Annotated in this window: 22 protein-coding genes; 14 read left to right on the top strand and 8 right to left on the bottom strand. The window is 72.0% G+C overall.

Features of this window, described 5'->3' with window-relative positions; genetic code table 11:
• Positions 1-170 precede the first annotated feature (170 nt).
• The 3 genes from ABT112_RS01005 to ABT112_RS00995 form a co-directional block, all read right to left on the bottom strand.
• The gene (locus ABT112_RS01005; RefSeq protein WP_351504082.1) at positions 171-1,619 is read right to left on the bottom strand and encodes a DUF1996 domain-containing protein; all 1,449 of its coding nucleotides are present in this window, start codon (positions 1,617-1,619) and stop codon (positions 171-173) included.
• 401 nt (positions 1,620-2,020) lie between these two features.
• Complete coding sequence (locus tag ABT112_RS01000) at positions 2,021-2,419, bottom strand: site-specific integrase (protein WP_351504081.1); 399 nt, start codon at positions 2,417-2,419, stop codon at positions 2,021-2,023.
• Between the two features lie 261 nt (positions 2,420-2,680).
• Positions 2,681-5,563 (bottom strand): discoidin domain-containing protein, encoded by a 2,883-nt coding sequence (locus tag ABT112_RS00995; RefSeq protein WP_351504079.1) that lies wholly within the window; start codon positions 5,561-5,563, stop codon positions 2,681-2,683.
• 371 nt (positions 5,564-5,934) lie between these two features.
• Here ABT112_RS00995 and ABT112_RS00990 point away from each other — a divergent pair, with 371 nt between their 5' ends.
• Complete coding sequence (locus tag ABT112_RS00990; protein ID WP_351504077.1) at positions 5,935-6,423, top strand: glutathione peroxidase; 489 nt, start codon at positions 5,935-5,937, stop codon at positions 6,421-6,423.
• A gap of 241 nt (positions 6,424-6,664) precedes the next feature.
• Here the strand turns inward: ABT112_RS00990 and ABT112_RS00985 are convergent, their stop codons facing one another.
• Positions 6,665-8,242, bottom strand: coding sequence for a S1 family peptidase (locus ABT112_RS00985; RefSeq protein WP_351504075.1), 1,578 nt, complete (start codon positions 8,240-8,242; stop codon positions 6,665-6,667).
• Positions 8,243-8,938: 696 nt separating this feature from the next.
• The gene (locus ABT112_RS00980) at positions 8,939-9,736 is read right to left on the bottom strand and encodes a polysaccharide deacetylase family protein (RefSeq protein ID WP_351504073.1); all 798 of its coding nucleotides are present in this window, start codon (positions 9,734-9,736) and stop codon (positions 8,939-8,941) included.
• Between the two features lie 209 nt (positions 9,737-9,945).
• On the opposite strand from ABT112_RS00980, the gene gvpO reads away from it, so the two are divergent.
• The 12 genes from gvpO (at position 9,946) to ABT112_RS00920 (ending at position 17,019) form a co-directional block, all read left to right on the top strand.
• Positions 9,946-10,257 carry a gas vesicle protein GvpO gene (gene gvpO / locus ABT112_RS00975; protein ID WP_351504071.1) on the top strand — a complete coding sequence of 104 codons (312 nt, stop codon included), beginning with the start codon at positions 9,946-9,948 and terminating at the stop codon, positions 10,255-10,257.
• A 36-nt stretch (positions 10,258-10,293) separates the two neighbouring features.
• On the top strand, positions 10,294-10,755 hold the full coding sequence (gene gvpJ, locus ABT112_RS00970) for a gas vesicle protein GvpJ (protein ID WP_351504069.1): 462 nt from the start codon (positions 10,294-10,296) through the stop codon (positions 10,753-10,755).
• A gap of 6 nt (positions 10,756-10,761) precedes the next feature.
• The gene (locus ABT112_RS00965) at positions 10,762-11,520 is read left to right on the top strand and encodes a GvpL/GvpF family gas vesicle protein (RefSeq protein WP_351504067.1); all 759 of its coding nucleotides are present in this window, start codon (positions 10,762-10,764) and stop codon (positions 11,518-11,520) included.
• Position 11,521: 1 nt separating this feature from the next.
• Positions 11,522-11,773 carry a gas vesicle protein GvpG gene (locus ABT112_RS00960; protein ID WP_351504066.1) on the top strand — a complete coding sequence of 84 codons (252 nt, stop codon included), beginning with the start codon at positions 11,522-11,524 and terminating at the stop codon, positions 11,771-11,773.
• A 16-nt stretch (positions 11,774-11,789) separates the two neighbouring features.
• Complete coding sequence (locus ABT112_RS00955) at positions 11,790-12,422, top strand: hypothetical protein (protein WP_351504064.1); 633 nt, start codon at positions 11,790-11,792, stop codon at positions 12,420-12,422.
• Positions 12,423-12,428: 6 nt separating this feature from the next.
• A complete protein-coding gene (locus ABT112_RS00950) occupies positions 12,429-13,421 on the top strand; it encodes an SRPBCC family protein (protein ID WP_351504062.1) in 993 nt (330 codons plus the stop codon).
• Between the two features lie 9 nt (positions 13,422-13,430).
• Positions 13,431-13,787, top strand: a complete 357-nt coding sequence (locus tag ABT112_RS00945) for a gas vesicle protein (RefSeq protein WP_351504060.1) — start codon at positions 13,431-13,433, stop codon at positions 13,785-13,787.
• Complete coding sequence (locus ABT112_RS00940; protein WP_351504058.1) at positions 13,784-14,623, top strand: GvpL/GvpF family gas vesicle protein; 840 nt, start codon at positions 13,784-13,786, stop codon at positions 14,621-14,623. Before ABT112_RS00945 ends, ABT112_RS00940 begins: the two co-directional genes overlap by 4 nt.
• Positions 14,620-14,850 (top strand): gas vesicle protein, encoded by a 231-nt coding sequence (locus ABT112_RS00935; protein WP_351504056.1) that lies wholly within the window; start codon positions 14,620-14,622, stop codon positions 14,848-14,850. The genes ABT112_RS00940 and ABT112_RS00935 overlap by 4 nt, the downstream gene beginning before the upstream one ends.
• A 164-nt stretch (positions 14,851-15,014) precedes the next feature.
• Positions 15,015-15,293: a gas vesicle protein K gene (locus tag ABT112_RS00930; RefSeq protein ID WP_351504054.1), complete on the top strand. Its 279-nt coding sequence runs from the start codon at positions 15,015-15,017 to the stop codon at positions 15,291-15,293.
• Between the two features lie 301 nt (positions 15,294-15,594).
• The gene (locus tag ABT112_RS00925) at positions 15,595-16,347 is read left to right on the top strand and encodes a LamG domain-containing protein (protein WP_502975206.1); all 753 of its coding nucleotides are present in this window, start codon (positions 15,595-15,597) and stop codon (positions 16,345-16,347) included.
• 270 nt (positions 16,348-16,617) lie between these two features.
• Complete coding sequence (locus tag ABT112_RS00920; RefSeq protein ID WP_351504052.1) at positions 16,618-17,019, top strand: SH3 domain-containing protein; 402 nt, start codon at positions 16,618-16,620, stop codon at positions 17,017-17,019.
• A gap of 94 nt (positions 17,020-17,113) precedes the next feature.
• Here ABT112_RS00920 and ABT112_RS00915 read toward each other — a convergent pair whose 3' ends face one another.
• Both ABT112_RS00915 and ABT112_RS00910 read right to left on the bottom strand, forming a co-directional pair.
• Positions 17,114-17,392, bottom strand: coding sequence for a DUF4190 domain-containing protein (locus tag ABT112_RS00915; protein WP_351504050.1), 279 nt, complete (start codon positions 17,390-17,392; stop codon positions 17,114-17,116).
• 46 nt (positions 17,393-17,438) lie between these two features.
• The gene (locus tag ABT112_RS00910) at positions 17,439-17,594 is read right to left on the bottom strand and encodes a hypothetical protein (protein WP_351504049.1); all 156 of its coding nucleotides are present in this window, start codon (positions 17,592-17,594) and stop codon (positions 17,439-17,441) included.
• 116 nt (positions 17,595-17,710) lie between these two features.
• On the opposite strand from ABT112_RS00910, the gene ABT112_RS00905 reads away from it, so the two are divergent.
• Positions 17,711-18,340, top strand: a complete 630-nt coding sequence (locus tag ABT112_RS00905; RefSeq protein ID WP_351504047.1) for a TetR family transcriptional regulator — start codon at positions 17,711-17,713, stop codon at positions 18,338-18,340.
• A gap of 150 nt (positions 18,341-18,490) precedes the next feature.
• On the opposite strand, the gene ABT112_RS00900 is transcribed toward ABT112_RS00905, so the two are convergent.
• Positions 18,491-19,078, bottom strand: coding sequence for a GNAT family N-acetyltransferase (locus tag ABT112_RS00900; RefSeq protein WP_351504045.1), 588 nt, complete (start codon positions 19,076-19,078; stop codon positions 18,491-18,493).
• Positions 19,079-19,086: the final 8 nt, after the last annotated feature.

Here is a 19,086-nt window from a genome sequence, read left to right as displayed (position 1 = left end):
AGGACATAAGGTGCGACGTTTGGCGAACTATGCCTGTTATGCGCGAATCGTTCCATGTGATGCACTCCACCCCGATCCGGGCCGCCCGACACCGGTCGGCGCCGTTCCGCCCCGTACAGCGGCGCTGTACGGGGCGGTATCCCTGCCGGCCGGAGCGGCGGAGCCCGGTGTCAGCCGCAGCGGCGGCCGGTGTTGATGCAGGAGACGGCCTGACGCATCAGCCGGCCCGACATCACGTTGATGAAGTCCCCGTGGTCCGTCACCGGCTGGTGCAGCTGCTCGGGGAAGCTGTCCACGGCGAAGACCGAGCCCGGCTTCACGTCGTACGTGATGCGCTGCACCAGCTGCGGAATGGCCCGGAAGCCGGCCTGGCAGGAACCGTCGGAGCGCGCGAAGGCCACATGCGTACGGTGGTTGGCGCTGTCGATGTTGCGGCCGTCCCAGCAGCTCTGGAAGTTGAAGGTCCGCACCACCCTGCTGCCCGAGGGGCAGAGGGGGTACTTGTTCTTCAGCTGGCGGTTCTCGAAGCCGGTGCAGCTCCAGGACGCGTTGGCGTTGGCCGGGCCGTTGGTGAAAGCCTTGGCGTCACCGGTGATGATGCGCAGGAAGCGGGGCATGGCCGCGACCTTGGCGCTGGGGTTTCCCTTGAACGTCAGCTTCACCGAGGCCGGCTGCAGGATCTTGCCCACATTGCCGTCCTGCCCGCCGCCGGGGGCGTTCGCGTCGGCTTCCCGCTGGCCATTGCGCAGCCGCAGCACGGGCCAGTAGTGGGTGGAGCGGTCGCCATTGCTGCAGGTGGTGCCGGCCGCGGCCAGGCCCTCGTTGCTGGAGAAGGCGTCGGTGTCCAGGTTGCCGACGTAGTCGTGCATGTGGTGGGCACCGTTGCTCACGCCGGGCGCGACGATGACGTTGTCCGGGTTGAAGTGCTTGTTCTCGTTGCGTCCGCAGCGTGAACGGAACGTGCCCACCGAGGCGTTCCCGCGGGCCCGCGGCTTCGCCACGTTCGGGCGCACCGAGCGGATGTCGACGAAGTCGGAGCGGCGCGGGCCCACGGCCTGCGCCTGCCCCTGCTGCGGTGCCTGCGACTGGCCCTGCTGCGGCGCCTGCGTCTGCCCCTGCGCCGGGTTCTGTGCCGCGCCGCCCCCGGCCTGCGCGGCAGTGGTGCTCTCCTGCTTGACCGTGCACTTCACCATGGAGTTCAGCCAGTCGGGCCGCTTCCCCACGCGGTCGACCTCGGCGACGATCCGGTCCATGGTGGTGCGCCGCTGGTCCGTCAGCGGCCGGAGCACGGAGTCGTCCACCTTCTGCTGTCCGGCCTTCGCCCCCCACGAGGCCCAGCGCTTGTAGGCGTTCGCCACCTGGGTGTCCAACTGCGCGAGCTGGGCGTCCACCACGGGACGAGCCCGCTCCGGCACCTGCGAGAGCCGCTCCGCCACATCAGGGCAGTCGATGGTGGCCAGCCGCTGGGCGGCCTGTGCCGACGGAGCGGCGTTCGCTCCGGATCCGGCGGAGGCATTGCTGGTCACCAGGAAGATGCCCCCTCCCCCCAGTGCCAGGGCGGTCACCGCGGCGACCGTCGTGCCGATGACACGAGAACGTCTGTGGCCCTTGTTCTTCACGGGGCCCCTTTCCGATGGTCGTTCCTCGCCGCGGGCAGGCCCCGATAGGCGCCCCGGCCGGATACGCAAAGGGCCCTCCGTCCGGTACCACACGCCCGGCCTGCGAGAACGGGCTGTGCGTCGTCGCGGGCGGAACGCGTTTCACCCGGAAGGAAGGCTCAACGCACAGGGGGATACGGATAGCGGCAGGGATGCGTTCAACGGCGCCGGAAAGAATTTCGGGAAGATTTCACGGAGTTGCGGCAGACAGCTCGAACCCGGCCTGTGAAGGGCCGTCATCGAGGCGCGGCACAGGGTGCGGCCATCGGCGGCGCGCGGCACGGCAGTGGGCCGCGGCGGTGGCGCGTTCGCAGGCGGCGGCCGGGGGCCGCAGGCGTCCGCGGGCGGTGCCCCGGCGGGGCCTACTCGGTGCTCTGCCGGTGGCGCTTGCCGCCCGTCCGGAAGGCGTGAATCACATGCCCCTGTTCCTGGGCGACCTGCATCGCGGACTCCCAGGACAGGGCCCGGCCGCCGACGGCGAACAGCGGCCCCTCGTCCCGGTCTCCGATGAGCTCGCCGAGCAGCCCGGCGGCCCGCTCACTGAAGTCGACCTCACCGGCCGGCTGGTTCCCGCGCGAGGAGGTGGTCACTTCGCGCTCCGCGAGACGGACGTCCCGGACGTCGAGGGCGAGCAGGTCGAGGACCCGCAGATCGCCCTCCCACAGCAGCAGCCACAGGGCCCGGTGCACCGTGGAGATGGACTCGTCGGCAAGAAGGGTTTCCAGCCGTTCGAGGGTGATTGTTTCGGCCATCAGCGTCATGCCGGAGCAGTATGCCGTCGAGTCATGGCCAGGCATAGGGCTGCACGTGAACGGTGGCCGACGTCTCGGTGCGGTGGTGGCGGCACATCTGCTCCGGTCCGGTCCGTGGGAATGCAGGGCAGCCGGGCACGGGACGGATCACGGACGGCCGTCGCCGCCCGTGATCCGTTCAGTGGTCCGTCCCGGGGGTCCGTTCGGGTCCTGCCGGGCTCGCGCACCTCGCAGGACCCGAACGAACTCGCAGGACCCGAACGAAGGGGCCTACCGGTTCCGTTCGCCCTCCGGGGCCCGGGTCACCCGGAACTCCCGGATACCGGGGTGCTGCTTCGGGCTCGCGCCGCGCACCTCGATCCGGGCATAGCGGGCCGGGGTCGGCTTCGCGAGGTCGCCCGGCTTCCCGTCGGCGAAGGCGACCGGGCGCCAGTGCCGTCCGTCCAGCGAGGTCAGCACCCGGTGCGACGCCGGCGCACGGCCCGCCCAATCGGCGGAGATCCGGGAGACCCGGGCCGGCCGGCCGAGGTCGGTGGTCAGCTCGCCGCGCGCACCGTTCGCAACCCACGCGGTGGCCGCGTTGCCGTCCACCGCGGCGTTGGCGTACTGCCCCGGCTCCTCGGAGCCGGCCTTCGCCGTCCGGCAGCGTGCCAGATTGTCCGTCGGGGTCAGATCGGGCCGCCGGGTCTTCAGGACCGCCGGCGCCCCGGCACTCACCACCTGCGAACCCTGCCTCGTCTCCACGGTGAACGGCTCACCGCGGGTCAGCCGGACGGTGGTGTGCTCCGGGCCGATGGCCACGTCGTAGGTGCGGCCCTGCCAACGCAGCCCCCGCAGGGTCACGCCGTCCGACAGCTGCGGCGGGAGCGTCGGGTCCAGGTGCACCCGGTCGGCACGCCAGCGCAGCCCCGCCAGGCCGCCGGTGAAGGTCTGGAGGAAGCCGCCCTTGCCGGTCAGGAAGTCCTGGGCGGGAGAACCCGCGAGCGGGTCCTCGGCGCCGGCCTTCTCCCCGCGCGCCTCGGAGAACAGGGAGAACGGGCCACGGACGAAGGGCTTGATGGAGCGCTTCAGATAGGTGTGGACCGAGCATCCGGGCTCACCGATGGCCGCGGCGTCGATCGCGTGCACGGAGTCGGTCATGGCGGGACCGTCGGGGTCGGTGTGCGCCGCGTAGTAGTCGAGCGTGCGGGAGGCCGCGCCCTGGGGCATCGGCCATTCGAGCGGGTACATCAGCAGCACGGTGTCGGCCTGCTTGATCTTGGAACCCCGGTATCCCGCGTACTGCCGGAAGATCTTGCGATCCTTGTCGTACGGGATGCGCAGCCCGTCGGCCACGGCGGACCAGTCGCGCGGTGCGGACCGGCCCAGCAGCCGGGCGGCCTTGCCGGCGTTCCGCAGCGCGGTGGCCGCGCCGGCGTTGGTGAACACCCCGTCGTCGACGCCGTTGCTGTACTCGTCCGGCCCGGCGACGTTCTTCAGGGAGTAGCTGCCGTCACCGTTCCTGCTCGCCCGGCCCGCCCAGAAGTCGGCGATGCCCTTCAGCATCGGCCAGCCACGGGTGCGCAGCCAGTCCCGGTCGCCGGTCTGCTGGTAGTACTGCCAGACGGCGAGGGCGATGTCGCTCTGCAGATGGATCTGTGTGCGGCAGTGCGGCGGGTCCACGCTGTGGCACTCCGACGCCAGGTCGCCCTTGCTGCCGCTGGTCCAGGCGTAGAACAGCCCCTGCTGACCGAGCTTCCGGGCGTTGGCACGGGCCCCCGGCATGGTCCGGTAGCGGTACTCCAGTACCGATTCGGCCAGTTTCGGGTGGGATGCCAGCAGGCTGGGGAACATCCAGGTCTCGGCGTCCCAGAACTTCAGCCCCGCGTAGTTGTCGCTGGTCAGCCCGGTGGGGCCGATGCTGTTCGGCGAGCCGCGGCGGACGCTGGACAGCAGTCCGTACTGGCTCGCCCGCAACCAGCGCTGGAGCCGGGGGCGGCGGGGCACCTCGATGTCACTGCGCCACAGCGCGCGCCACGCCGCGCTGTGGGCGGCGAGGAGCTGCCGCCAGCCCCGGCCGGCGGCACGGTGCGAGGCCCGCGCCGCGTCCTTCCCGGGCGCCCGGGAGGTCAGTTCGGTGTCGACACCCACGTACTTGGTGAACTCGTAGCTGCGTCCGGCGTGGAACCGGACGTCCAGGGACTGGCGGGCGGTGAGCCCCTTGCCGGTGCGGGCGCGGTCGCGGACCCGTACCCCCGGGCCGGGGCGCAGCGTGGAGACGAGCGCCCCGTCGACGCGGGTGCCGTCGGTCCGGAAGCCGACACCGATCGGCCCCCGGCCGTCCCGCCCGCCGCCGACCGGGCTTCCGGTCGCGGACATCCGCCGCGCACCGCGCCCGTCGAGCACATCCGTGACGGTGGCGTCGCCCTTCCAGTGCGGGGTGACCCGCAGCCGTACCGCTCCGACGTGGGCGTTGCGCCGGTCGGCGACGACATCCTGCACCAGGTCCATGGCACGGCCGTCCCGGGTGGTCCAGGTCAGCGAGGTGCGGACGAGGCCGCACCGGAGGAACACGGTCTGCCGGTAGTGCGAGATCCGGTCGGCCGGTGTTGAGGAGTTGAAGGTATCCCCTCCGGCCGAGACCGTCATCCCGGACCAGGTCGGAAGCGCCGCGACGGCCTGCCGGTTCTCCGCGGTCTTCTTGTTGTGGGCGTAGAGCCCCGCGACGAAGGCCCCGTCGTAGCGCGGGGTGAACAGCGGCCAGCCGGTCTTCTCGCCGGCGCCCGCGTAGCCGGTGCCGGCGGGCGGCAGGCTCTGCCCGAGGTAGCCGTTGCCCACGTAGGCGTGGTGCTTCCGGCGCGGGTCGTACCGCGAGGAGGTGAGCGACCAGCCCGGCTCCTGCCCGGCCGCGGCGGTGGCCCCGGCGGACTCGGCGCGGCTCGCGGAACCGGTCGGGGATCCGCCGCCGGCGCCGGTCCGCGCGGCGCCGCCGGCAGCGGATCCCGGTCCGGCGGCACAGGACCGCGCACCGTTCCGCGGCGGGGCGGGGCGGTCGGTCACGGCGGCGGAGACGGGCTGTACCGCTCCCAGCAGACCGCAGGTGACGAGGAGGACGGTCGGCCGGACGAAGCGGCGGCGTCCTGTGGCACGGTCGTCCCGCCCTGGTGGCTGCATCGATCGATCTCCGTTCCGGACGCGCCGGTCGTCGGGCCATGTCCAAAGGTTCAGCGACGATAAAAGAGCTGAATGGAGAGGGTCAACAGATGTAAATCCACCTTCACAAGTTGAACGATATTCAGGGTGGGTGGGGCACGGCGCGTGGGGCACGGCGCGTGGGCACGGCCGCCGGCCCCGGCGGGTGCCCCGGTGGGCTCGGCGGGTGCAGCGGCTGACTCGGCGGGTGCACCGGCGGGCCAGGGCGCTCCAGGGCGGAGACCGCCCGAGAACGGCTCGATCCGGCGGTGAACCGGCCGGTTCGCGAGGGCGTCGCGCGGCAGAATCAGGGGCAGAGAAGCGAAGGCGCCATCCGACCCGAGAGGATTCCCGTGAGTCTGTACGACATTCCGCTGCGCACCCTGGCCGGCGACCCCGTCTCCCTCGCCGACCACAAGGGGGACGTACTGCTCATCGTCAATGTGGCCTCGCAGTGCGGCCTGACCCCGCAGTACGAGGGTCTTGAGCAGTTGCAGCAGCGCTACGCCGGCCGCGGGTTCACGGTGCTGGGCTTCCCCTGCAACCAGTTCGCCGGCCAGGAGCCGGGCACCGCCGAGGAGATCCGTACCTTCTGCTCGACCACCTACGGCACGAGCTTCCCGCTGTTCGAGAAGACCGAGGTCAACGGCGAGAACCGGCACCCGCTCTACGCGCAGCTGACCCGCGCCGAGGACTCCGCCGGCGAGGCCGGGGACATCCAGTGGAACTTCGAGAAGTTCCTCGTCTCTCCGGCGGGTTCGGTCGTGGGACGGTTCCGTCCGCGGACCGAACCGGGCTCCGACGAGCTCGTGGAGTCGATCGAGGCCCATCTCCCTCGCTGACCCGCATCCGCTGACTCCGGCCCGCTGAGAAGCGCCCCGTAGCTGCTGAGATCCGGCGGGACCGCCACCCGCCGCATCCGGCGGAGTCGACCGGCACACGAGCCGGCCGGAGTGCCCGGGCGGACGACCTGCCCCCGGACACCCCGGCCGGACCCGCTCCGGACGCACTGAAGCCTCGGGCACCTTCTGCGGGTGCCCGAGGCTTCAGTGTGGGGAAGGGAGGCCGGAACCGGCCGCCCCGCTACGGCTGTTCGACGCCTGCCTCGGCACCGCCGTCGGCAGCCGCACCACCGTCGGCGGCCGCACCGCCCGCGGCGGCACCGGCGTCGCCACCGGCAGCACCTTCCTCGGCGCCGCCCGCAGCGCCGCCCTCCTCCGCGCCACCGGCGGCACCGGCGGCACCGGCACCCGCGTCGGCGCCACCCGCACCGGCGGCACCGTCATCGGCACCGCCCGCGCCGGCACCGCCGTCGGCCGCACCGCCGCCGCCCGCGCCGATCTCGGCACCGGTGGCCTCGAGCGCGTCCGTGACCGGCATGAAGAAGGTCTCGCCGCCCTGGGTGCAGTCACCGCTGCCGCCGGAGGTCAGACCCACCGCGGAGTCCTCGGAGAACATCGCGCCGCCGCTGTCGCCCGGCTCGGCGCACACATCGGTCTGGATCAGACCGTTGACGATGTCGCCGTTGCCGTAGTTCACGGTGGCGTCGAGGCCGGTGACCGTGCCGTCGCTGGTGCCGGTGGTGCTGCCGCTCCGGGTCACCTTCATGCCGACACTCGCCTCGGCGGCCTTGGTGATCTCCTGCTTGCTGCCGTTCTGCAGGTCGACGGAGCTCTCCGGCGCGGCATTCGCGTCGTCGTACTTCACCAGGGCGAAGTCGTTCTCCGGGAACTTCGAGTCCGCGACCGTTCCGAGGGCCTGCTGTCCGCCCTGGTCGGACGTCCACTTCTCCGACTCGTTGCCGCAGTGGCCCGCGGTGAGGAACGCGGGCGCGCCCTGCACCTCGACGTTGAAGCCGAGGGAGCACCGGGAGCCGCCGCCGAAGATCGCGTCACCACCCTGGAGCCCCTCACCGGCCGCCGCGCCGCCGGCGTCACCACCGGCACCACCGGCACCGCCGGCACCGGCGCCGCCCGCACCCGCATCGCCGGCGCCACCAGCACCCGCGTCACCAGCACCGCCCGCACCAGCGTCACCGGCACCACCCGCACCCGCGTCGCCGGCCCCACCGGCGCCGGCGTCACCCGCACCGCCCGCACCCGCGTCACCCGCGCCACCGGCGGCGGCACCGGGGTCGGCCGCCCCGCCCGCCCCGCCGGCCGCCGCGGGGTCCTCGCCCTCGAACTTCTTGAACTCCCCGGCGGAGCGCTTGACGCTCACCATGCCGCCCATGCCGTCCACGGCCTGGTTCAGGGTGGCCATCCTCGCGCCGGTGACCGTCCGGTCGGCGATGACCGAGACCTTGTTGGTCTTCGGGTCGATCGACCACGCGGTGCCGGGCACCGAGGCCTTGCTACCGAGGGTTTGGGTGGCGGCCTTCAGCTCCGATGTGCTGTTCTCCACGATCTTCGCCACGGCGCCCTTGGCGCGCACGCTCTCCGCGGACTCCTCGTCCAGCACGTTCATCACGAGCCGCTCGGACTTGGCGTCGAAGTACCAGCCCGCCGCGTCCTTGCCGAGGTCCGAGGCGAGCGTGGTGCCGAGCTCCGCGGCCGCCGGCCCCGCGAAGGTCCGCGGGGTCGCGCTCTTGTCCTGGCTCGCGTTGGCGTTGGGGAGCAGGATGGCAGCTGCTGCGACGGCGACCGCGCCTGCCCCGACCATGGCGCCAGTCCGCTTGCTTACACGTCGGTGGTTCAACTCACTGACCTCCAGTGGGGGCGGGCCGTCTTACGGGGACGCGGCCCGGCTCGTGCGAGAACTGGTGCGCGAGACCGCTGAAGTGGTCGTGCCGGGAGGGGACGTGTCGTGCTTCCCCGGCTTCCCAGCGTCTCGTGCCCCCACCCATACGGACGCCGACCGTCAACTCGCTCAATGGGAACCGATATTCGTTCTTCGGCCCGCAGTGCGGTCCGGCACCGGTAAGGTCCGCAGGTTGCCGTCCCGTTCCGGATCGCCTCGCCCGGGAGCAGCGGATCCCGCACCCATGACGCGGACACCGGGAAACGGCGTGACACCGGCCCGGCCAGGGGCTTCGACGCGGCAGTCGGCATCGGGCGGACCGCCCACGGCACGCAACGCAGAAGGGCCCCGGCCGGGACGGGGGGACCTGGCCGGGGCCGTATGGGATGCCGAGGGGACCTCGCCTCCCCGGAATCCGGCACCGCTCGGGGCGTCACCGGATGCACCTACGAGGAGGGGTACGCCGCACACGCGGCCGCACCCACGACAGCCATCACTAGTTTAACACTGAACTGTCCCGGGCCGGAGGTCCGGGCGCGGTCGGGCGTCCGTGTGCTGCTCGGGCTTCCGCCGCACCGCCCGCCGGCGCCCGAGATGCGGTGGCTCCGGCGGCCGGTATCAGTCGCAGTCGAGCGGGAGCGGCATCGACGCGCCCACGGCCCCGTCGTTGCGGCAGAGGCCGTAGCCCTCCTCCGTCAGGTCGTCGATGATGCCGGGCAGGGCGTCCGGGAAGTGGTAGTCGAGGTGCCCGAGGACGACCCCGCCGTACTTGTCCGCCGGGGACGCGTCCCGCACCAACGAGCGGATGCCGGTCGCGCTCCGGTAGTCCTCGCCGGTCCGCTCCCAGTCGAGGGTGTCGATCGTCCAGGTGCACATCCGGTACCCGAGGGTCTCGGCGATCGACTCCTCCCGCGCCCCGAAGTCCCCGTACGGGGGCCGCAGCACGTTGCTCCGCAGCCCGTTCTCGATCTCGTAGGCCACCTCGTCGTCCGAGAGGCCGGTCAGCTGCCGGTGCGCGTAGGAGTGGTTGGCCACCCAGTGCCCCTGCTCCCGCAGGGTGGTGACGATGTCGGGGTGGTCCCGGGCGAATTCGTTGACCAGGAAGAACGCCGCCCGCACACCGCGGTCGCGCAGGTAGGTGCCGACGCGGGTGGCCCGGTAGGGGTCGCTGTAGGACCAGTCGTCGAGGGTCAGCAGAACCCGGCCGGAAGTGTTCCCGCAGCGTGTGATGTCGTAGCCGGCGGGCGTGGCGCCTGCCGTGGCAGGCCTCGCGGCGCGCACCGATGACGGCGCGGCGCGTTCCGGTGGCGACGGCGCGGCAGCGGTCCGCAAGATCGGTGCGGCGGCTGCCGTGGTGGCCGTGATCTGGCCCAGTGCCAGCGCGAGCGCGAGCAGTCCGGCTGTCCGTATCGTCACGTCGGCTCCCCATGCTCCGGTCCGAGGCCCCGGGAGCGAACGTAGAGTCGCCCCTTCCGCCCGGCATGCCGGGCGGGCCATCGGAGTGACGGCCGCCGGGGGCGGGCGAGTGCCTCCCCCGGTCTCCCGGCAACGCGGGCCGCGGGCCGGCCCCTCCATCGGCCCAGCACAGCGCGCGCCGGGCCGTCCCCTCGACAAGACTGCTGTGCATGGCAGAGCGAGAGAAACGTACGCGAGCCGCGACGGTCGCTGCGCGGAAGCGAGGAGTGGGCGGACCGGAGGACGCGGCCACCCGGGCCGGCCAACGGCTCGCCGGTCTGATCTGCCATCCGACGGAGGGTGTCTCCGCGGTGCGCCGGACCGATGAGGGCTGGCTCGTCAGCGTGGACGTCCTGGAAGTGCCCCGCATCCCCGACACCACCAGTCTGCTCGCCACCTACGAGGTCGAGCTCGACCGGGACGGCGAAATGCTCCAGTACCGCAGGGTCCGGCGCTACCGACGCGGCGCATCCGACGACTGAACCCACGTGCTCCGCCCGTGAGAGGACTCCCCCGCCATGCAGACGACCACCACCTACACCGATGAGGTGGTCTGCGTTCCCCGCGCAGGCAACCTCTACGACGTCCTGGAACTCATACTCGACCGCGGCATGGTGATCGACGTCTTCCTCCGGGTCTCCCTGGTGGGCATCGAGATCCTCAAGGTCGACGTCCGCATCGTCGTCGCCAGTGTCGACACCTATCTGCGGTTCGCCGAGGCCTGCAACCGCCTCGATCTGGAGCACGACTCCGGCAGCAGGACCGTCCCCGAGCTGTTCGGCGTCGGCGGTGGTGGCGGCATGGCAGCCGGCATCGGCAAGAAGACCGCCAAGAAGGCCGCGAAATCCGTCGGAGAGAAGGTCCGGAAAGCCGTCGGCTCCGGCGAGGACGAGGACGGCAACGGCGAGGAGAGGGAAGCCCGGCCACGGCGCCGCAGCAGCACGGCGACCCGCACCCGGCGCCGCTCCGAGGAGGAGTAGTGACCCATGGCCGCACACGGCCTGTACGTCTACGGCATCACCCGGTCCGGCCACCCGCTGCCCGGACGGCAGCCCGGCGTGGGCGGACCCGGCGCTCCGGTGCGGCTGCTCCCCACGGGCCGGCTGACCGCTGTCGTCAGTGACGCCCCTGCGGGGCTGCGGGCCCGGCGGCGCGATCTGACCGCGCACCAGGATCTGCTGCTGGCGCTGGCGAAGGCGGGGCCCGTCCTGCCGATGCGCTTCGGCATGGTCGCGCCGGACGAAGCGTCGGTGCTCCGGCAACTGGCCGCGGAGGAGCGGACCCATCTGGCGGCGCTGGAACTCCTCGACGGGCAGCTGGAAATGAACCTCAAGGCGTTTCCGGTGGATCACTCCCTGGCCGCGCTGATCCGCGAGGACCCGCAGATCCGGCGGCTGCGCGAGCAGGCCCGGCGGCAGCCGGGCTACGAGGCCGACCTCCGGCTGGGCGAGGCCGTGGCGGCCGGGCTGACCCGCCGGGCGGCCGAGGCCGCGGCGCGGATCCTGGACGAGCTGCGGGCGGTCGCCGGCACCTGGACCCGCGGGCCCGAGGTCACCGGGTGTGTGCTCAACGCCTCGTTCCTGGTCCCCCGGTCGGAGACCGGCCGGTTCCACGACGTGGTGCACCGCGGCACGGCCGCGCTGCGGGACCGCGTCGAGCTCCGCGTCACCGGGCCGCTGCCCTGCTACAGCTTCGTCGACTGCGACCCCCGTCCACAGCCCCGTCCCGTACCGGCCGGAGCCTGACATGGGTCTGTTCACCGAACTGCTCCTGCTGCCGCTGGCCCCCGTGCGAGGGGTGCTGTGGGTGACGGAGCAGATGGCCGAGGCCGCGGACCAGGAACTGCGGGATCCCGGGGTCGTCCGGGCCCGGCTGGTGGCCCTGAACGAGGCGCTGGAAGCCGGAGAGATCGGCGTCGAGGAGTTCGAACGCGAGGAAGAGAAGCTGCTCGACCTGCTGGAGCAGCGACAGGCCGCACCACGTGCCTACGTCAACTGACCGGGGAGCACTCCTGATGAACGACAGCACAAAGGCCGCCGTGGCGGTCGCGGTCGTGGGCGGCTACGTCCTCGGCCGGACCAAGAAGGCCAAGCTCGCCTTCGCCGTCATCTCCATCGTGGCGGGCCGCAAACTGCCGCTCAACCCTCAGGAGCTGCTCACCCAGGGTCTGCGCAAGCTCGCGGACACCCCGCAGTTCGAGCGGCTGAGCGAGCAGGTGCGAGGGGAACTCCTGGAAACCGGACGCTCCGCCCTCGCCTCGGCGGCCGGGCGCAGCATCGACTCCTTGTCCGACACCCTCCATGAGCGCACCCGCCTTCTGAAGGAAGGCGAAGCGGAAGAGGAACCGGAGGAAGAAGAAGAGGAAGCGGAAGAGGAACCGGAGGAGGAGGAAGAGGAGGAAGAGGAGGAAGAGGAGGAGCCCCCGGGGCGCCGGCCGGCCCGGGCGAAGGCCCCCTCCGGACGTGGTACCGGGAAGGCCGGAGCCGCGCAGAAGACCGCGGGAAAGAAGGCCGCGAAAAAAACGCCCCCGAAGAAGGCCGCCGAGAAGCAGGGCGCCCCGGCGAAGAAGGCGGCTTCCAAGAAGACCGCTTCGTCCAAGAAGGAAGCGGCCAAGAAGTCGTCCGCCCGCCCCAGTCGCCGGAGGTGACCCGCGATGCCCACGAGCGAGAAGGACACCCCGGCGGAGAACGGATCCGGAATGGACCGGCTGCGTGCGGAAGTCAACGACTATCTGGAGGCCCGGGCACAGCGGATGGTGGAGGCGGCCGGCGCAAGGCTGACGGACCTCACCGGCCGTCTTGGTGACCTCGGTGGCGCCGGGGGACTTCTGGCGCTGGGTCAGCTCATCATGAGCGCGGAGTCACCGGGAAAGGGTGGGACCGGGCAGAAGGCGAAGGACGCCTTCGGCAAGATCAAGGACAAGCTCGGGGGCGGGGGCGGGGGCAGTGACGACGGCGGTGGCAGTGGCGGTGGCGGCGGCCGGAAGCCGTCCGACGTCAAGGTCACCAATATCGTCGAAGTCCTCGACATCGGGCAGCCACTGCGGATGGTCTACGACCACTGGACGCAGTACGAGGAATTCAGCAGTTTCATGAAGGGCGTGACCAGTGTGTCGCAGTCCGACGAGCTGGAATCGGACTGGAAACTCAAGGTCGGCCCCTCCAACCGCAGCTGGCACGCCACGGTGCTGGAGCAGGTGCCCGACGAGCGCATCCTGTGGACGTCGGAGGGCGCCAAGGCCTCGACCCGCGGTGATGTCAGCTTCCACGAACTGGCACCGCGGCTGACCCGCATCGTCGTGGTCGTCGAGTACTACCCGTCGGGCTTCTTCGAGAAGACCGGCAACCTGTGGCGGGCCCAGGGGCGCCGGCTGCGCCTGGACCTCAAGCTCTTCCAGCGGTACGTCACGCTCGCGGCCGACGAGGAGGTCGAGGGCTGGCGCGGCGAGATCCGCGACGGCGAGGTCGTCCGCAGCCACGAGGAGGCGATGGAGGACGAGGAGCGCGAGGACGAGGAGCCCGGAGCGGAAGCGGAGGACGAAGAGGAGTACGAGGAGGAGCCCGAGGACGAAGAGGAGTACGAGGAGGACGAGGAAGAGCCCGAGGACGCCTACGACGAGGAAGAAGAAGACGAGGAAGAGGAGTGAGGAGGCGCCATGACGCACTACGAGACGCAGCCGAGCCTGCCCGCCACGTACGGCCCCTCCACCACCAACCTCGCCGACATCCTGGAACGGGTTCTCGACAAGGGCATCGTCATCGCGGGTGACATCAAGATCGACCTGCTCGACATCGAGCTGCTGACCATCCGGCTGCGCCTGTACGTCTCCTCGGTCGACACCGCGAAGAAGGCGGGCATCGACTGGTGGGAGACCGACCCCGCACTCTCCTCCCGCGCCGCCCGCTCCGCCCTGACCGCGGAGAACGACGAGCTGCGGGCCCGGATCAAGGCTCTGGAGAGCCGCCCGGACCAGCCGGACCAGGGCAGCGAGAAGGAGAGGCTGGAAGCATGACGGCCGTCACCACCCGCGGCGGCGACGACACCGCGGTCTATGTGTTCGCGGTGTCCCGGGAGTGCGATCCCGCGGTGCTGGAGGGACTGGCCGGGCACGGCGAGGGCGGACCGGTCCGCTGCCTGCTCGCCGGCTCCCTGACCGCCGTCGTCCAGGACGTCCCCGCGGCGGGGTTCTCCGAGAGCGTCCTGCAGCAACGGCTCTCGGACCGGGAGGAGCTCGAACGCTGCGTCCGCGCCCACCACGGCGTGGTCACCGCGCTCGCCGCCGCCGTACCGACCGTGCCGCTCCCCCTGGCCACGCTCTACCTCGGGGAGGAGCGGGCCCGGACGGCGCTCGGTGACCGCGAACCGCGGTTCCGTGCGGCGCTGGACCGCATCACCGGCCGCGTCGAATGGGGCGTCAAGGTGTACGCGCTGCCGGAACCGGCCGCCGCCGGGCCGGGCACGGCCCCGGAGCGGTCCGCCCCCGTGGCGGTGACCGCCGCCGGGCCCGCGTCACCGTCGCCGGGCGCGGGCCGCGCCTATCTGGACCGGATCCGCGGCCGGCAGCAGGCCCGCCAGGTGCGGTACGACACGGCACTGCGCACCGCCGAGGAGGTGGACGCCGCGCTGCGCCGGCATGTGGTGGCCGGCCGGCGGCTGCGCCTGCACGGGCCGGAGACGGACGGCGAACGCCGCACCCAGGTGCTGAACTCCGCCTACCTCGCCGAGCGGGGTGCGGACCGCGAACTGGCCGCCGCCATCGAACCGTTCCGCCGTGACCCCGGCATCCGGATCGAGGTCACCGGCCCCTGGGTGCCCTACTCGTTCACCCATGAGGGTGGCGACGGGTGACGGCGGCCGGAGCGGAGTGGGGCACGGCCCCGGCGGAGGCGCTGGGGCCCCTCGGCGTGCCCCTGGTGGATCTGCTGGACCGGCTGCTCGCCACCGGTGTGGTCATCAGCGGGGACGTGGTGATCGCGATCGCGGAGGTGCCGCTGGTCCGGCTGTCCCTGCGCGCCCTGCTGTCCTCGGTGAACGAGCGGGTGCCCGCCCCCTGGCCGGATGCGGGCCCCCTGTGACCGGGAATCGGCCGGAAGCGACCGGCCGCCGGCCCGCCCGCTCCGGGAGCCGCCCCGCGGCACCCGGCCACCGCCCCGCGACACCCGGAATCCGAACCTCCGACGCCGGGGATCAGCAATCCGCACGCGGGGACCGGCCCTCCGTACCCGGGGACCGGCCCTCCGTGCCCGCGAACCGGCTCGACGTGGACGGTGACACCGTCGCCCGCGACCTGGTGGCGCTGGTGCTCACCGTGATCGAACTCCTGCGGCAGTTGATGGAACGCCAGGCGCTGCGGCAGGTCGACGAGGGCCGCCTCACCGATGACCAGGTGGAGCGCGTCGGGACGACCCTGATGCTGCTGGACGAACGCATGTCCGAGCTGCGGGATCAGTACGGGCTGCGGCCCGAGGACCTCAACCTGGATCTGGGCCCGCTGGGCACCCTGCTCCCCCGCTCCTGATCCGTACGCGCCGCCGCCCCGGTGCCGACGGCCGCCGGGAGCGGCCCCACCTCCCCGGCGGCCTCGCCCCGACCCGAGACCGCACCGCCCCCGGCGGGCGAGCGGACCGGCGCGCCGCTCGATGCCGCCCGCACGCCGCCCTCCCGGGCGTCCCGCGGTTCGAGAGTACGTTCCCGGAACGGTTGCCCAAGTGGCCTGCACGCGCCGGGACTTCACACCTGAGATGCGGCGCGGTGCGTTTATTTGTCCGCATTCATCCGGCATTCTCGCTCCATCGGCAATACGGCGACGAATGGGCACCATGACCGAATTCTCATCCGCCCTGATCGGACGGCTCTGGCGCAGCATCGCAACCGGTACCAGGTCAGCGGCGTCCACGGACCGCAGACTGCCCGGCATGGCCCCGGTGTTCATCGCCAACTTCACCTCCCGCAGCCAGTGGGTCGCGGGCAGGACCTGGGCCTACCCGAACGGAGGGCCCACCAACCGGCCGGACCACAAGCTCGACCATCTGGTCTCCGACGCCTCCCACTCCCGCACCGGGCGGTTCCTGGCGACGCGGCGCGGTGACGGCCTCTGGAACACGGGACTGCTCACCACCGAGGGCAGCTCCCGGGACTTCCGGGTGCGCACCGGGGACGTCCTGGTGACCCAGGTCCGCCTCCCCGTGCACCACGGCGCGTGGCCCGCGATCTGGACCTGGCGGGACGGCGGCAACGAGGTCGACGTCTTCGAGTACCACCCGGACAACCCGCACCTGCTGGAGCTGTCCAATCACGCGAAGAGCCCGGGGCGTTCCTACATGTCCTACCTGCACCGGTCGATCAGACCCGGCGGACGGGTGCATCTGACGGTCCACTTCGGCGCGTCGTCGCTGACCTGGTGGGTCAACGGGGTACGGGCGCACGCGGACCGGAGCGGCGTGGGCAGCAACTGGTCGGCCCACCTGATCGTGAACCTGTCGGTCTGTGACGGGGTGCGCCATCCGGCACCGGACCGCTCCGTGTCGTCCCTGTCCTTCGCGGTGGACCAACTGACGGTCTACCGGCCATGACCCGGGCCGTCCCCGCCGACCGCCGCCACCGCGCCGGCCCCGGGCGCACCCGTGACCCTCCCTCAGAGCGGCAGCACCCCAGGGCCGGTACGGCACCCGAGGACACCCGTCGGACCACCGGCCCTCCGCGGGCCGTTCGGCGCTCCGGACCACACGGAAGAACGCGCCACTTGGCGCCGCAGGAGTGCTGAAAACTGATGAGCGGTTTATGCCCCCTTTGAGTATGGAATGTGATCCTGCGCCACAAGGCGCGAGGAGTAGGAGAAGACCATGAGCAAGACCCTGAAGATGCACACCAGACGACTGGCCCTGGGGACGGGCGCCACCGCGGCGGCGATCACCCTCGGCGGGACGCTGCTCGCGGCCGGGCCCGCCCAGGCGGCTCCCGCCCAGCCGTACGGCACCGTGATCGCACAGTCCGGCGTGAACGAGCGGCAGTACCCCAGCACGGACTCCTCGATGGCCGGCTTCCTGCGGTACCGGGCCCAGGTCGGCCTGAAGTGCAAGGTCCGCGCGCAGAACATCGACGGGAACGACATCTGGTACCTGCTGCGCGACCGGCAGACCTGGGTGTCCGCCAAGTACGTCGACAACACGGGATTCGTGAAGTACTGCAAGGACGTCCAGCGCGGAAGCTACAACAACAGCGGGCACCCGTCCGCCAGGGGCTGAGCCTCGGAACGGCCGGAATGAAACGGGCCGCGGCACGGCTTCCCGCCGTGCCGCGGCCCGTTCGCTCCGGGGGCCCGGCCCCGATGACCGGGCGTCAGCCGATCAGCTGCCAGCTGACGGTGCCGTCGGCGGTGGCCAGTACCGCGAGTACGGCCAGGTCGACGACGCCCAGGGCCAGCCCGAGCAGGGCCCGGGTGCGCCGGCCGGTGCCGCGGGCCAGGGCGATGCCGCCCAGCAGGAGCGCGCACGGGCCGAGCAGCAGATTGAAGACCAGCAGACCGAGCAGCCCCAGCACGAACGAGGCGACGGCCATGCCGTCGGCGTCCCGGCCCGGCACGGCCGGGCGGGTGCGGGTCGGTACCGACAGATCCATGATTCAGCTCCCTTGATGTGATGCGCCGGATGCGGCGACGCGCCGGTCAGCGGTTCCTGTGCGCGATGCGCTCGCGGACGCCGAAGACGAGCAACCAGCCGCAGATGACGGCGGAGGCGATCAGGGTGACCGGGAGCGGAAGGTGAGCCACCGCGCCGAGGAGGATCCCGAGCAGAAGGAGGGCGGCGACGATGAAGAGCATGTCCGGCCTTTCTGTGGACCTCGAACGGAGTGTTCAGTGAACAACTGGAACAACAGTTGTTCACTGACTCCAGAGTACAGTAGCCCTCATCGGAGAACGGTTGTTTACTGAATGACATGAGCCACACCGTCGGGGTCCGCCGGGCCCAGAAACAGAAGACCCGTCAGGCCCTGCTGGACGCAGGGCTGCTGCTCCTGGAGGAGCAGAGCCTGAGCAGCCTGGGGCTGCGCGAGGTGACCCGCGCGGTGGGCGTCGCTCCGGCCGCCTTCTACCGGCACTTCCGGGACATCGGCGATCTCGGCGTCGCCCTGGTCGAGGAGTCGCTCGGCAGCCTGCACGCGATGATCCGGGCGATCCTCGCGGAGCAGGAGCGGGCCGACGGCCGGATCGCCCTCGTCGTCGAGGCCATCGCCACCCATGTGCGGGAGCACCACGCCCACATCCGGTTCATCGCCCGGGAGCGCCACGGCGGCGTCCGCGCCGTGCGTGCCGCGATCGCGGCGGAGTTGGACCGGTTCGCCGACGAGGTCGCCGCCGCCCTCGCCGCCCGCCCGGGGTACGCGGACTGGAGCCCGGACGACATGGCCATGCTGGCGCAGCTCTACGTCGACCACATGGTGACCACGGCCGCCGCGTTCCTGGAGGCGCCGCCCGACAGCCCCGAGGCCGAGGAACGCATCGCGTGTACCGCCCGCAGGCAGTTGCGGCTGATCAGCCTGGGCTGCGGTCAGTGGCGGACGGACTGACCGACGCCGCCGCCCGGGGCACCGGACTCCGCTCCGGGCCGTGCACCTTCCGGGCCCGGCGCCGGCACAGCGGCATCGGGCGGGGGCAACCGGCGGGGGCATCGGGGCGGGCGGCACCGGGGCAGGCACCGGCCCCGCGCCCGCCGGGCGCTACCAGAGCTTGTCGATCTCCCCGGGGTAGAGCTCGATACGGGCCTGCTCGAACGTTTCCGCGTACCGGACGGACCGCGGCGTGAAGAAGTCCGCCAGGGTCACCTTGTCGAACCGGTCGCTGGGGAACGGTGCCTCGGGGGTGCCGCCGACCAGCGTGGTACCGGGCAGCACCCGCCAGCCGGCCTTCTCGTAGAACCCCCGGAGCGGGGGGTCACAGGTGAAGAGCCCCAGGTCCGCTCCGCTGTTCCGGATGGCCTCGCGGGCCGCGGTCACCAGACGGTGGCCGTGTCCCCGGCCCCGCTCGGCCCGGTCGGTGACGACGGCGCTCAGCCCACTGGCGACGAAGCTCCGTCCCCGGTGCGTGAGCTCCTTGGTCAGGACGGACAGCGACGCCACCACGGTGCCCCGGTCCACGAGCACCAGCACCAGCGGGCGCAGCGCGGGATCGTGGGCGGGTCCCTCGGCGGCGCCGCCGTCCGCGGACGGCCACGCCTGCTCCTCCAGATCCCTGATCCGGTCGCGGAGTTCCGGTGGCACGGCGGCCTGCTCGTACCGTTCGATCCGCGGCACCCGGGCCGTCTCCACGGGCTCCC

Source organism: Streptomyces sp. NPDC002055, assembly GCF_040296705.1.
In the GTDB taxonomy this organism is placed as follows: domain Bacteria; phylum Actinomycetota; class Actinomycetes; order Streptomycetales; family Streptomycetaceae; genus Streptomyces.
The sequence above is the reverse complement of the archived record's forward strand: the minus strand, read 5'-3'. Positions and strand labels throughout refer to the sequence as shown.

Excerpts from the sequence above, each read along its gene's own strand:
- ABT112_RS00920 (WP_351504052.1), top strand. The coding sequence starts at position 16,618 with ATGAGCAAGACCCTGAAGATGCACACCAGACGACTGGCCCTGGGGACG.
- ABT112_RS00945 (WP_351504060.1), top strand. The coding sequence starts at position 13,431 with ATGACGCACTACGAGACGCAGCCGAGCCTGCCCGCCACGTACGGCCCC.
- ABT112_RS00940 (WP_351504058.1), top strand. The coding sequence starts at position 13,784 with ATGACGGCCGTCACCACCCGCGGCGGCGACGACACCGCGGTCTATGTG.
- ABT112_RS00925 (WP_502975206.1), top strand. The coding sequence starts at position 15,595 with ATGACCGAATTCTCATCCGCCCTGATCGGACGGCTCTGGCGCAGCATC.
- ABT112_RS00965 (WP_351504067.1), top strand. The coding sequence starts at position 10,762 with ATGGCCGCACACGGCCTGTACGTCTACGGCATCACCCGGTCCGGCCAC.
- ABT112_RS01000 (WP_351504081.1), bottom strand. The coding sequence starts at position 2,419 with ATGACGCTGATGGCCGAAACAATCACCCTCGAACGGCTGGAAACCCTT.
- ABT112_RS00905 (WP_351504047.1), top strand. The coding sequence starts at position 17,711 with ATGAGCCACACCGTCGGGGTCCGCCGGGCCCAGAAACAGAAGACCCGT.
- ABT112_RS00915 (WP_351504050.1), bottom strand. The coding sequence starts at position 17,392 with ATGGATCTGTCGGTACCGACCCGCACCCGCCCGGCCGTGCCGGGCCGG.
- ABT112_RS00955 (WP_351504064.1), top strand. The coding sequence starts at position 11,790 with ATGAACGACAGCACAAAGGCCGCCGTGGCGGTCGCGGTCGTGGGCGGC.
- ABT112_RS00995 (WP_351504079.1), bottom strand. The coding sequence starts at position 5,563 with ATGCAGCCACCAGGGCGGGACGACCGTGCCACAGGACGCCGCCGCTTC.
- ABT112_RS00960 (WP_351504066.1), top strand. The coding sequence starts at position 11,522 with ATGGGTCTGTTCACCGAACTGCTCCTGCTGCCGCTGGCCCCCGTGCGA.
- gvpJ (WP_351504069.1), top strand. The coding sequence starts at position 10,294 with ATGCAGACGACCACCACCTACACCGATGAGGTGGTCTGCGTTCCCCGC.
- ABT112_RS00950 (WP_351504062.1), top strand. The coding sequence starts at position 12,429 with ATGCCCACGAGCGAGAAGGACACCCCGGCGGAGAACGGATCCGGAATG.
- ABT112_RS00910 (WP_351504049.1), bottom strand. The coding sequence starts at position 17,594 with ATGCTCTTCATCGTCGCCGCCCTCCTTCTGCTCGGGATCCTCCTCGGC.
- gvpO (WP_351504071.1), top strand. The coding sequence starts at position 9,946 with ATGGCAGAGCGAGAGAAACGTACGCGAGCCGCGACGGTCGCTGCGCGG.
- ABT112_RS00985 (WP_351504075.1), bottom strand. The coding sequence starts at position 8,242 with ATGGTCGGGGCAGGCGCGGTCGCCGTCGCAGCAGCTGCCATCCTGCTC.